Source organism: Paenibacillus apiarius, from assembly GCF_017052585.1.
Taxonomy (GTDB): domain Bacteria; phylum Bacillota; class Bacilli; order Paenibacillales; family Paenibacillaceae; genus Paenibacillus_B; species Paenibacillus_B apiarius.
The window spans coordinates 5,130,443-5,142,483 of record NZ_JAFFHZ010000001.1 but is presented as its reverse complement, the minus strand read 5'-3'; the positions used below and the strand labels follow the sequence as shown (position 1 = coordinate 5,142,483).

General features: G+C 50.7%; 11 protein-coding genes. 3 read left to right on the top strand and 8 right to left on the bottom strand.

Features of this window, described 5'->3' with window-relative positions:
• Positions 1–177: 177 nt before the first annotated feature.
• The 5 genes from JSQ80_RS22945 to JSQ80_RS29240 all read right to left on the bottom strand — a co-directional run bounded on the left by JSQ80_RS22945 (position 178) and on the right by JSQ80_RS29240 (position 6,092).
• Positions 178–1,233, bottom strand: coding sequence for a monodechloroaminopyrrolnitrin synthase PrnB family protein (locus tag JSQ80_RS22945; protein WP_206096823.1), 1,056 nt, complete (start codon positions 1,231–1,233; stop codon positions 178–180).
• A 401-nt stretch (positions 1,234–1,634) separates the two neighbouring features.
• On the bottom strand, positions 1,635–3,350 hold the full coding sequence (locus JSQ80_RS22940) for an ABC transporter ATP-binding protein (RefSeq protein WP_206096822.1): 1,716 nt from the start codon (positions 3,348–3,350) through the stop codon (positions 1,635–1,637).
• Between the two features lie 181 nt (positions 3,351–3,531).
• Complete coding sequence (locus JSQ80_RS22935) at positions 3,532–5,151, bottom strand: AraC family transcriptional regulator (RefSeq protein ID WP_206096821.1); 1,620 nt, start codon at positions 5,149–5,151, stop codon at positions 3,532–3,534.
• Between the two features lie 106 nt (positions 5,152–5,257).
• Positions 5,258–5,737 (bottom strand): MFS transporter, encoded by a 480-nt coding sequence (locus tag JSQ80_RS29245; protein ID WP_336245853.1) that lies wholly within the window; start codon positions 5,735–5,737, stop codon positions 5,258–5,260.
• Positions 5,697–6,092: a hypothetical protein gene (locus JSQ80_RS29240; protein ID WP_240463773.1), complete on the bottom strand. Its 396-nt coding sequence runs from the start codon at positions 6,090–6,092 to the stop codon at positions 5,697–5,699. Before JSQ80_RS29240 ends, JSQ80_RS29245 begins: the two co-directional genes overlap by 41 nt.
• 187 nt (positions 6,093–6,279) lie before the next feature.
• Here JSQ80_RS29240 and JSQ80_RS22925 point away from each other — a divergent pair, with 187 nt between their 5' ends.
• Entirely contained in the window at positions 6,280–6,735 is a 456-nt protein-coding gene (locus JSQ80_RS22925; RefSeq protein WP_087432213.1) for an AbrB/MazE/SpoVT family DNA-binding domain-containing protein, read from the top strand.
• Between the two features lie 226 nt (positions 6,736–6,961).
• On the opposite strand, the gene JSQ80_RS22920 is transcribed toward JSQ80_RS22925, so the two are convergent.
• Positions 6,962–8,044, bottom strand: coding sequence for a saccharopine dehydrogenase family protein (locus tag JSQ80_RS22920; protein WP_206096820.1), 1,083 nt, complete (start codon positions 8,042–8,044; stop codon positions 6,962–6,964).
• A 17-nt stretch (positions 8,045–8,061) separates the two neighbouring features.
• Positions 8,062–8,472: a class I SAM-dependent methyltransferase gene (locus JSQ80_RS22915; RefSeq protein WP_206096819.1), complete on the bottom strand. Its 411-nt coding sequence runs from the start codon at positions 8,470–8,472 to the stop codon at positions 8,062–8,064.
• Positions 8,473–8,644: 172 nt separating this feature from the next.
• On the opposite strand from JSQ80_RS22915, the gene JSQ80_RS22910 reads away from it, so the two are divergent.
• The gene (locus tag JSQ80_RS22910) at positions 8,645–9,739 is read left to right on the top strand and encodes a helix-turn-helix transcriptional regulator (protein WP_206097702.1); all 1,095 of its coding nucleotides are present in this window, start codon (positions 8,645–8,647) and stop codon (positions 9,737–9,739) included.
• A gap of 19 nt (positions 9,740–9,758) precedes the next feature.
• On the opposite strand, the gene JSQ80_RS22905 is transcribed toward JSQ80_RS22910, so the two are convergent.
• The gene (locus JSQ80_RS22905) at positions 9,759–10,724 is read right to left on the bottom strand and encodes a helix-turn-helix transcriptional regulator (protein ID WP_206096818.1); all 966 of its coding nucleotides are present in this window, start codon (positions 10,722–10,724) and stop codon (positions 9,759–9,761) included.
• A 464-nt stretch (positions 10,725–11,188) separates the two neighbouring features.
• On the opposite strand from JSQ80_RS22905, the gene JSQ80_RS22900 reads away from it, so the two are divergent.
• On the top strand, positions 11,189–11,842 hold the full coding sequence (locus tag JSQ80_RS22900; RefSeq protein WP_206096817.1) for an MBL fold metallo-hydrolase: 654 nt from the start codon (positions 11,189–11,191) through the stop codon (positions 11,840–11,842).
• The last annotated feature ends 199 nt before the right edge of the window (positions 11,843–12,041 follow it).

Genomic DNA, 12,041 nt, shown 5'->3' with positions numbered 1-12,041 from the left:
GTTAATCCTTCTCCCTATTTAAATTAAGTGTGTAAGGGCGCCCTTGGAAAGACTCTGCACAACCTGGTCGGGGTGCTGGGGATGTCAATAGCAGTTCGGCATGGTAAGGGACGTATAACCCATTACTTCTTTCATGATTCAGATCGGACCTTCACAGTTGGTTCCATGCTGGCGGAATCACCTCCGAGGTTCTATCTCATCCGAAACGGTGCGCTTGGCTTGAGCGACGACGTCAATTCTCTCCTGTAAAAAGGTATCAAACGCAAATCCTCCCGTACCTCGGGCAACGGAAGCATCTTGATTGCGGATATATCTGCTGACTAGTCCCTGATGAACATTACGAAATTTGATGATTTCGTCGTAAATATCGACAAGAAGGTTGAGTTCGGAAGAACTATCTCTCCCAGATTTCAAATCGGCGGAATAGATTTGCTTTAAGGAAGGGGCAGCCATCGCATTTTTGATGCGGAATTGCTCACATGGCTCCAAATATGGCAAAAGATCATGAGTCGTTTCAATATAGGCATCATCTGCAGTACCCGTAATGAGATCGGTTAGGATCACACCCGCAATGTGCACGCCGCTAGGCGCATTGTAGCTCGTCCCATTCACTTCAATGGGAAAGAAATAATCTCTGAAAAAGGTAATAAAAAAGACCGGCTCCACCCCTTTGTGTACCTCGGCATTTTCCTTGCGCACCTGCCTCATCGCCGCTCTTACGGCACTAAGAATGTCCAAGCGTTCCGGCATATATGGCTCAAACTGAAGCTTCAGCAATTCCTCAACCGCTGGCTTAAGCGCTAGTTCCGATTGCTGGTGCCGGGTGATAAAAGCGACTTCACTGGCATCCCCAGTAAACGTTCGCAGAGAATCGGCAGGGTTGTATGCAATATACGAAGCATAGGTATCCCGTGGAATTAAACCGGTAGCCAAGGAAAAAAGATCTAAAATGGAGTACACTTTGCGTAGTTCAGAAGCAAGAATCCCTCGCTTCAAACACGAAACGAGGAAGATCCCCAAATCTCCCATTGCCAGTACCTTTTCATTGTAAGGACGGTGATATACGAAATCGATGAGCTGCTGATTATCATCTGGAAGAAGAGAAATGCCGAGCCTTAAGAGGTCAGCCGGGGAGCCCGTCTTATTCAGGGGAGGAAGATCATTTACCACGAAACGACTAAAGGCACCCAATGGATAGTGCAGGTCTTCACACATGCAATTCACTGTAGTCATAAAACTCTCTCCTTATATCCGAAGTTATGAACGAGAAAGATTTCAACCTATTACTCTTGCGGGAAGCAAACGACAAACGACTTCGCAGAAGGTAAACTATAATGATATAAACTATCACAATAAGGATATTGAGTCAATTTTATCCTATTGAATATTGACGCATGGCGCGGAAGCGGGACACCCTCCTCAAAAAAGCAATATATTACCAAACGAATTATATTCTAGCAATGGATTGATGTATATAGGGCATTGGTATGATTTATAATAAATTCCAATTTTTAAGATTTTGTTAACGTTTTTGGTTTGATAATAAAAAAACAGCGCCCTTTCAGCGCTGTTTTAACTCTATACCTAACAATTTTTCTCTTTTTCGTTGTATTACTACTAGGGCTGCTGACAGTCTAAGCGCCGAACTGCGCCCGGTGCAACCGGCTGTACATGCCGCCAACGGCCAACAACTCCTCATGCGCCCCCTGCTCGGCAATGCCCTGCTCCGTCACGACGACGATACGGTCCGCATTGCGAATTGTTGCCAGCCGGTGCGCGATGACGAGAGTCGTGCGCCCTTCGGACAACTCAGCCAGCGATTGCTGAATCGCCGCTTCCGTCTCGGTATCGAGCGCCGATGTCGCTTCGTCGAGAATGAGGATTGGCGGGTTTTTCAAGAACATCCGCGCGATGGCAAGCCGCTGCTTCTGTCCGCCCGACAGCTTTACGCCCCGATCGCCGATAATCGTCTTCAGGCCATCCGGCTGCGACTGGATGAACTCGGCGAGCCGCGCCCGCCTTGCCGCTTCCCATATCTCATCATCGCTAGCGTCCAGCTTTCCGTACGCGATATTTTCCCGAATCGTGCCGGAGAACAGGAACACATCCTGCTGCACGATGCCGATCTGCTTGCGCAGCGAGGCCAGCTTGAACTCGCGAACATCGATGCCGTCGACCGAAATGCTGCCTTCATTCACGTCGTAGAAGCGCGGCAGCAGACTGCACAAGGTCGTCTTCCCCGCTCCTGACGGTCCGACAAACGCCACCGTCTCCCCTGCTCGAATGTTCAAGCGGATATTATTCAAGACAGGCTTCCCCTGTTCATAGCCGAACGACACATCCTGGAGCTGAATGTCGCCGCGCAAATGATCTACCGCTATTGCATCAGGCGCTTCGGCCACATCCGGATCCGTGTCGAGAATTTCGATATAGCGCTTAAAGCCGGCGATGCCTTTCGGATAACTCTCGATGACCGTGTTAATCTTCTGAATCGGGCCGAGGAACACGTTCGTCAGCAGGATGAAGGCAAGAAACTCGCCATAGCTCAATTCGCCCTCAATGACGAACCATGTCCCGCATAACAGCACGAACACCGTCACGATCCGCATTAAGATGTAGCTGATCGAGGTGCTCCATGCCATGATTTTATAGGAGAGCAGCTTCGTCATCCGGAAGCGTCCGTTGTTTTTCGCGAACAAATTCTTCTCATATTCTTCGTTGGCAAATGCTTGCACGACGCGGATGCCGCCAATGCTGTCTTCGACCCTGGCGTTGACGTCGGCCAGATCGGACATCATCCGCCGGAAGGCGCCCATCATCTTCCGGTTGAAGTACAGCGCCAGCCAGAGCAGGAACGGAACGACGATAAACGTCAGCACGGCCAGCTTCCAATTGATGCCGAGCATCAGTCCGAATGCGCCGAGCAGCGTCATGACGGCAATGAACAAATCTTCGGGCCCATGATGCGCCACCTCGCCGATTTCCAGCAAATCGTTGGAAATTCGGGACATAAGCTGCCCGGTCTTTGTATTGTCGAAGAAACGGAACGACAGTTTTTGCAGATGGTCGAACATTTTTTTGCGCATGTCGGTTTCTATGTTGATGCCAAGCATATGACCCCAGTACGTAACGACAAAGTGCAGTAACATATTGATAAGATAAATAGCCAGCAAACCGAGACATGCCCATACAATCCACTTCCAATTCCCCGTCGGCAGCAGCTTGTCAACCACCTTGTTGACAGCTAGCGGGAAGCCGAGCTCCAGCAGCGCGGCAATGACCGCGCAAGAGAAGTCGAGAATGAACAAGCTTCTATATGGACGGTAATAAGCGAAAAAGCGCCTTAACAAAAACAATCCCTCTTTTCTATATTTCATCATGTAAAATGAGCAGAGTCTTTAACCGTCAGGAGCACACATTTCATTGCACATGATACCAATTCTCATTTTCCTATGAAATTGTAGTCTATAACCTCCCATAACGACAATGGACAATCTTCATTCTTTTCTTGCACAAACCCAAGCCGGAGCGTCATGCGAGCGCCCGCAGCACATCACCGATTTTTTTACGATGCGAAATGACACCATAATTCATCCACGTCAAAAAGTCAACCTCGTACACGCACCGATTCCGTACCGCAGGCAGCATCCGCCATAATGGGTGGTCCAACAGCTTTCTTTCCTCTCCGTCTATGGATGATTCCTGCTTCTCGAACGTTATGAACAGATGATCGGCATCCAACCGATGCAGCCATTCGAGCGGCAGTTCAGCCCTTCTCATTCCCTGGGTCAGCTGCCGCACGAGCGGGTGCGGCGTCAGTCCCAACGAACCGTACAGCACGGGACCTGTAAACCCCATCTCGGCTCCGCCATATAGTGTGAAGCCTTTCGCATTAATCCGCAGAACCGCAACCGATTGCCCTTTGGCAGTCCGGTTCAAGATCTTCCTCGCCGCCGCGGCCTCACACTCATACTGGGCGATTACATCCTCCGCTCTATCAGCCTTCCCGAACCAATCAGCCATCGTTCTGAACGAAGAGCGCCAATCCTCGCTAACGCCCGCCAACTGATAGGTCGGCGCATACGGCTCGAAGTTCGCGCGATCCGCTCCCCCATCGATCATGATAATGTCTGGTTCGTACTGTGACAGCAACTCATAGCGCCCAGCGGAGACATCAAACACGGGAGTTTCGTCCAGACCGAGATAATCCTGCTTGCCCCATATGGCATGACAGCATTGAACGACAGGCGTAATGCCGAGCGCCAACACAAAGTCCTCCAAATACGGGGAGACGACCCGGATATCGCCGCCATGCATGCGTCTGTACCTGGTGGGCGTAATGCCAACTGTCCGCGTAAAGCGGCGGTTAAAATAATACTCGTTGCTGAAGCCCACGCTGATCGCAATGTCATGCAGCCGTTCTTCCGTGCTCAACAGCAGCTCTTTGGCTCGATTCATCCGGAGCTCATTGAGATAATCGAGCGGAATCGAACCGGTTAGTTCTTTGAACAGGCGCGTATATTGCCAACGGCCCACCTTCGCTTCTGCAGCCATCTGATTTACGGTCATCTGTTCCCGGAAACGGTGGCGCAACCGCTCGATCGATAGCGCAACCGCCGAGCGCGTATCCGTCCGATCCGCGGCCCCCACATTATTTCCTACTATATGCGCGACCAACTCCTGAAACCGGACAAAGTTTTGCAAGGAGCCCCGCTCATCACTCTCATACCGGAAACGATAGATAGACTCTAGAAGATCGATATACCAAGAGAAAGGATAAAGTTCCACCTCTCCCGCGCACGGAAATGCCGGAGCTTCCTTATTGCTCACGCTATGCAATTCGCCGCCTTCCGCCCCGAAGGTTCGCAGAATCTCAAAGGCCACACGATAGTATTCAAGCGCAGCCTCGCTATCTTGCATGATGGACAATCTCATTCCTGGGGCGAGGATGAACCCTTTCCCGCGTTCCACGCGGTAACAATCGCCATCAATAGTCAAACGCCCTTCTCCCGCTGTAATGGCCACAATCGAATAGTCGTCAGCCACTTGCGTGCCTGATTCAGAGTCCGGAGGCTGAACATGGTAACGGATATCCGTCATCGTATAAAATGTAGAACGCCGGATAATCGGCTGTATGTGTTGTTCGCGCATGCTTACCACCTTGAGTTGATAATGATTCTCACTTGTACATTCTATATGAAAACAAGAAGCTGTTCAATCATTATTGAACAGCTTGAGCTCCATCGTCACATGGATTCTAAAGGTTTTTGCTTTTTCTTAGCACCCATACAATCAGCATGCTCAACATAATCACGCAGAACATGTATGGAAACATCACGTGGGCCGTATATAGCATCGTTCCGGCAAGCGGCCCGAGGAACGCTCCGCCCCCTTGAACCGATGCGATGTACGATGCGACGCTTCGCTGCTCATGATCGCGCACCGCCAACGAAGCCCCTGCGCTATAACCGAGCATCGTAAAGCCGATTCCGATTCCCAGGACCGTAAAGCCAACAAAAGAATATTGAATAAGCGTCAACAAGCCGAGAAGCCCTAAACCAACGCACGTTAAACCGGCAGTCACCAGTCGTTTCGGCTGCCATCTCAAGTATTTGCTGATCACGATTTGCGATGCGACCACCATCACGCCGGAAATGGCCAGTCCCGCCCCGATAAGCTGTGTCGCGCGCTGTGGATCATAATTCATCCGATCCTGCACATAGAAGCCGATCGTCACCTGAACGATGTTGAGGGCGAAGGACAGCGCCAAGCCAATCAAGAAGTACAGACGAATTCGCTCGTCGTTGGGCGAGAGCGCAGATGTCGAGCTGCGGCAGACCAAAGCCGGCCAGCGTAACCACATAAATAAGCATAATTGACACGAGCATTTTTTTACGGCTCATAAATATCTTCTTCTCCCAATAAAAACCTCCCAAGAGCCAACAAATGCCCGACACCGACACCAACACTCCCGATTGAATCTCGCTCAGCCCCAACGTGCGGGACAGCGGGCCGATGATGGGATTAAAGGTCGCAATTGAGATCATGCCGCATAAGACAATCATAAACATAATGGCAAACTTGTACTTCATTCCTTTCTCTCCTTCTCAACAGGCGACATGCATTCTTAGGAACCCATCTTACTATTCATCCGATCGCTCATCTACCTGTTGGCGGAGTCCGTCGCTGGTTACCGGGAGAATCTATTTTCTAGTTTTCATTCTTGCGGAAGAATTGGTATAATAAGGTTAAATCTATGGTGAATGTGGGGAAACGAAGATGAAAAAAAATACTGGCATGATTCGAGCGTTGGATATGCTTGGCAGGATCGTCATTCCGGCTGAAATCCGGATGACGCGCAATATTGAAATCGGCGACCCCGTAGAGTTTTTCATCGGTGAGGACAATGTAATTGTAATACGAAAATACAAGTCTACGGAATGCACCTTCTGCCGCGGACTTGACAGCGTGATTTACTACAAGGATCAATTCGTCTGCCAGTCCTGTCTCACAGATTTGAAGCCCGCTTCCAATTCGCATAAGGAAGTCACCCCGCCCCCTCAAGAAATGCCGCAATCAACACGCAAAAATACAAAAGCGCCGGAAATGAAGCGCCGGCTGCAGCAAGCGGTGCAGGATTATCCTGATGCCAACCAGAAGGAGCTGGCCCGATTGCTGGGCGTCAGCGCGAGCCGGATTAGCCAGCTCAAGAAAGAATTGAACACTAGTGAATAAAGACGGCAGACAACAGCCGGAGCTCCTTCGAATATCGTTTCTCGGAGGAGCTCTGTTTGGCAAACGCGCATTTTTTGCCGCAATGGAGCGAATGGTACTGACGTCACCCTGATTCTTTATTTATCAAAAAAATTTGACCACCATTCTGTGCGCGTCGTAAACACGGTAGGAATAAGGGACAGCCGGACTCTCCCTCATAGTGCCAAAATTCACGTGGAATCAGCGACTATACTGTGCCGGAATTCAGTCGCATCTCAAAAGCAGCCATTCCTTGCGTCACAGCCTGAAGACTCTCCGGTCCAAATAGCTGTTCGATGTGGTATACGCCATGCGGGAGCTGGGAAGTCAATACGGCATTGGCTGCAAATACAGCCACTTTGGCTGTCATTTGGGCTTCATTTTTTCCGTGCAGGAAGCACTCGGCCCATGCCTCCTCCCCTGATTTGCTGCCCCGGGCATCCACTTTGACGGCAAAAGCCTCCTCGCCGATGCGCATCATGCCGAAACAGCGGACGACCGCGCGGCGAATCCATCCTGTTTTCAGTAAGCGGAACATGTTCGCCGCCCTTGCCCCGGCGAGCAAAGCGGTCACTGCGGCAGAGTCGAAGCAGAGTCGCGTCGATACGGTCGGCACGCCTAGCGTACGGGGAAGCGTCTGTTGATCCGAAAAATTAAACCGGTAAGCGGTTCTGCGTCCCCACTCGGCTCCAAAGTCTATCTGCTTCCCGTCCGTGAAGCCGGCGACCGTTATTGGGCAGCCATCCTCGATGACTTCGAAGCTCGTATTCAGGTTATCTACCGTCCATTCGATGGCGGCTTGGCCATGCTGATCCCCCATGCCAAGCATGATGGATATATCGATTGACTTCGTCTCATCCATCAACCGCTGCGCTTGCAGCGCCATCAGATTGGTCAAGCCTGGCGCAAGGCCAACGCTCAGTATGGCCGTGGCGCCGTTCGCCGCGGCTTCTTTGCGCCTGTGTTCCACCTGCTCGAGAAAGGAACGGTTCGCTGACACATCTATATAATGCGTGCCGCTGTGGAAGCAGGAGCTGACGAAAGCGGTGTCCGTCTGATCCAGGCACATCATTACGAGCTTGGCACGTGCCAGCAAGTTCGGATCGGCTGCCCCTTGGGCGTTCAACTGCAAAGGCTTGACTTTACCGGAGGTTGACTGGCAGAACTGCTCTGCGCGTTCGAAATTGCGGCCTGCCGCATACACCTTGCCAGGATGCAGATCGCCCAATTCCTTGCAGATCATCTTCCCCACATGTCCATACCCGCCTACTACTACAATGTTGTCCTTCATCGCTGTCCCATCCTTTATTATGCTTTTACGGCAAACCATCCGTCGATTAAATAGGAGCCAAAATAATGCGTCGCTTGCGTGAAGCCCGCTTCCGCCAGCAGTTCCGCCACCGCGGATGCGGGAACCGGATCGCTGCCCTGACCGATCGAGGCTGCGAATTGCTCCCATTCCTGAAGGGGGATGCCATGCTCAAGCATGTGGCTTTTCCATGCCCTCATCTGTACGGCGAATTCCTGCGTATGCGGATTGCCGTTCAGCGAGGCCAGAAATAGCGGCGCTCCCGGGCTAAGATGCCCGGCGATACGGCGGAGCAGCTCCCGCTTCTGCGGCAAGCCCTGAACGAAATGAAGCACAAGCATGCAGGTGGCATACCGATATGCGTTTGGATCATCCCAGCTCATCGGAGATTGCGGGTTATTCATCATCATCGCTCCTGTCGTTTTATCTTTCCAACTGCCCACGCATGCTGTACACTGACAGTAAGAATTATTCTCAATTATACCGATATAGGGCAGAAGCACCATCCCACAAAGCTGGGATTGTGAAGCGATGAACGAGAGAATGCAACCGAGGAGATACGTATACGACATGGATGCGAAGATGAATGCGAAAATGAATGCAATCAAGCAGAAGCTGTTAGCTCTTGCAGAGAGTTCTCCTGCTTCACATCATTATAGAATAGAGTTGCTGCGGCATTTGCGCGAGGCGGTGCCCTTCACGGCAGCCTGCTGCACCGCTGTGGACCCGCACACCTTGCTGTCGACAGGGGCCGTCACCGAAGAAGGAGTAGAAACGATTCACCACAGACTGTTCGAGTACGAATATATGCGCAAGGCCGAAGATTTTAATGCTTATCATACATTGGCACAGGCGTCCGACCCCGTCGCAACATTAAGCGAAGCGACGGAAGGCCGGTTGGAGCGAAGCGCGCGGTACCGGGATATTTTGCTCCCCGCCGGCTTCATGGATGAACTGAGGGCCGCATTAGTATGCGAAGGGGCTTGCTGGGGTTATTTAACGTTATACCGTGATCATGAGCATCCGTTATTCGATAAGACAGAGCGTGCATTCCTCTCTTCCCTCGTCCCGTCCATGGCCAGATTTATGCGTAAGGCAAGCTTGACGGTGCCGGACGAAGAAGAAAAATGGAAGGCAGCGGAACCGGGGATATTAATTCTCACCGAGCAGCTGCGCCCTATCTCTTCCAATGCAACGGCCGAGCATTGGCTCTCCCTGCTGCGGCAGTGGGAACGAATCGAGCACCTGACCCTGCCGCGGCCGGTGCGGGCGGTCTGTTCCCGCGCGCTTTCGGAGTCGGCAGCCGTCCCCGGGCGCACCTCCTCATTGGCAAAGGTGTGCATTCGGATGCCCGACGGGCCATTCGTCACGATTCGCGCCAGCAAGCTGCAGGGCTCGGATGCCTCCATCCAACTGGCCGTCTGGTTCGAACCCGCCACCGCATCCGACATCCTGCCGCTCATTGCGGAAGCATATGGATTGACGGTGCGCGAGAAAGAAATTGTCATGCTGGTCGCAAGAGGCTTGTCCACTGCCGAGATTGCCCGATCGCTTCATATTTCTGCCTATACGGTACAGGACCATTTGAAATCGATATTTAGCAAAACAGGCGTTACAAGCCGCAGGGAACTTATCTGGCAATTGCACTCCCGGTTCAGTCTGCATCCGGACATGTAAGTACGGCGAATCCCGCCGGTCAACGCCGGACGAGCTCGCCAGGATTAATGCCATACTTATCTCGGAATGCTTCCGCGAAGTAGCTCGGATTCGAGTACCCGACAGCGCAGCTGGCTTCATTCACATTGACTTCCCCTTGCTGCAGCAAGAGGCAAGCCTTCTCCAACCGTTTGCCGCGCAAATAACCGAATACGGTCGTTCCGTACATTTCTTTAAAGCCAACCTTCAATTTATAGTCGTTCATGCCGATCATCCGGGACAGCTCGAGGAGAGAGGGCGGCTCCGACATATTCGCCAGCATAATATCCCGGGCCTGCTTAATTCTCTCCACATCGGTGCGCGACAGCCTCGACGATTCCGCCTTTCCTTCGAACAGGAATGAGCGGAACGCCAAAGACAATAGTTCCAGCACCTTGCACTCCAGCTCCAGATTCCGGGTATTCGCCGTATTGGCGGATTGTATGATTTGTTTGACGATAACCGAGGCAGACGGCTCGATCGTCTCCCGGAACATGCGGAAAGACTCTCCGCCGAGAATGTGATCAAAGCTGATCGAGCGCGCGCCGTTCCCTTCCTCCATGAAGTGATGAAAGGTCGGTACGGGGATGCCGATGCCGAGCATGACATACGCTTCGTCTCCATTCATTTCGAAGCGCGCATCCACATCATCCATAAATTGCAGCGTGCAGCTGTCAGAGGCGGTTTCGTGCCAAGTCCCTGCCAGATGGGCCCGTCTCGTGCCTTGCAAGCAATAGCTCAATTCCACCATGGCCGTACCGGAAGGAAGGCTGATTGCGCGGTCCCGATGCAGCCGATAATCGGATATGACCACTTCCATATCGAAGCGAGGCACAAAGCGGCGGATCATCCCTTCGCCGATTCGCGAATGGAATGGCAGATGCTCGGTGCGTCCCGCATGCTGCCGCTGCAATGCCAGTTCATCGAAAAAGGTATTGAAGTTATAATGAAAGTCTGTCGTGTTCAATAAATCTCACTCCGTTCCGTCGCTTTTGGGATGTCATATCCCCCTCCATTTTATTGATAATGATTATCATTATAATAATATTATATGAAAATAAGAAGCCGTTCAATCATCGTTGAACAGCTTCTTTGCTTATGTATGACAGCTCGCTATATGTTGAACGGGAACCGTTTCAATCCAGACCGTTATATCCGGACATTCCATAATGCGATATAAGGTGTACTCAGGATACCCGTCTGCGGGCACCACATGATCAAATCCATGGTCGTGTGCCAGCATGAGCACGGGGCAGGATAAACATTTTGCAATTTTGTTTGGTTTGTTTGGATTGCGGTTGGGTGAATGTAATTTATTGACATATAAATAGGTTTCGTAATAATATATTTTTACGTATAAAAATAAGTTTGCATTTCATAAAACTTATACCGTGATGTTTAATAGCTATGCATATAAAGGAGCTGAAAAACGTGGAAATTTCGAATGGAGTTCACATGCTTGAGCTGGACTTTCACGGGAATACAATCAACCCAACCCTTTTGTGGGATCAAGAAATGGCCGTGTTAATAGACACCGGATTCCCAGGACAAATAGAAGATTTAAGAATGGCTATGAAGAAGGTCGGAGTGTCACTCGACAAGGTAAAAATTGTGATTTTGACACATCAGGATATAGATCATATAGGAAGTCTACCTGAGATTTTGCGGGAGTGTGGCAGTAAAGTTCAGGTCTACGCACACGAACTGGATAAACCTTATATTCAAGGAGAACTACCTCTTCTAAAAGACGGACAAATAAAAAATCCCCCCAAGGGTAGGGTGGACAATACCTTAATCGATGGCCAGGAACTTGCGTTTTGCGGCGGAATTCGAATCATCCACACTCCTGGGCACACTCCCGGTCATATCAGCCTATATTTGAGAAGAAGTAAAACTCTCATTGCTGGGGATTCGATGTATAGTGTAAACGGAATACTTGGAGGAATTCATGAGCCAACAACACTCGATATAGAGGAAGCTCGACTCTCGTTGAAAAAATATCTGGATCTTAACATTGAATCCGTAATATGTTATCACGGAGGACTAAGCAAGGGAAGAATTAATGATCAAATTCGAATATTATAGATTAAACACAGCTCGCCGCTAATAGGCGTATATATACATTGTGCAGTGACCTCTAAGGGAACAACCGCCCAGAATAGGTTTGGAGCCAGAAGGAAACGACCTCTTGGACTTCTTTAACAGAAATGAGGCGCTCCATGTTTTGGGCACTGCATACTTATCGATTATTCAACCTGTCGAAATGGCAGGTTTTTTTGCGTAG

Excerpts from the sequence above, each read along its gene's own strand:
- JSQ80_RS22910 (WP_206097702.1), top strand. The coding sequence starts at position 8,645 with ATGAATGCGAAAATGAATGCAATCAAGCAGAAGCTGTTAGCTCTTGCA.
- JSQ80_RS22925 (WP_087432213.1), top strand. The coding sequence starts at position 6,280 with ATGAAAAAAAATACTGGCATGATTCGAGCGTTGGATATGCTTGGCAGG.
- JSQ80_RS22920 (WP_206096820.1), bottom strand. The coding sequence starts at position 8,044 with ATGAAGGACAACATTGTAGTAGTAGGCGGGTATGGACATGTGGGGAAG.
- JSQ80_RS22935 (WP_206096821.1), bottom strand. The coding sequence starts at position 5,151 with ATGCGCGAACAACACATACAGCCGATTATCCGGCGTTCTACATTTTAT.
- JSQ80_RS29240 (WP_240463773.1), bottom strand. The coding sequence starts at position 6,092 with ATGAAGTACAAGTTTGCCATTATGTTTATGATTGTCTTATGCGGCATG.
- JSQ80_RS22915 (WP_206096819.1), bottom strand. The coding sequence starts at position 8,472 with ATGATGATGAATAACCCGCAATCTCCGATGAGCTGGGATGATCCAAAC.
- JSQ80_RS22945 (WP_206096823.1), bottom strand. The coding sequence starts at position 1,233 with ATGACTACAGTGAATTGCATGTGTGAAGACCTGCACTATCCATTGGGT.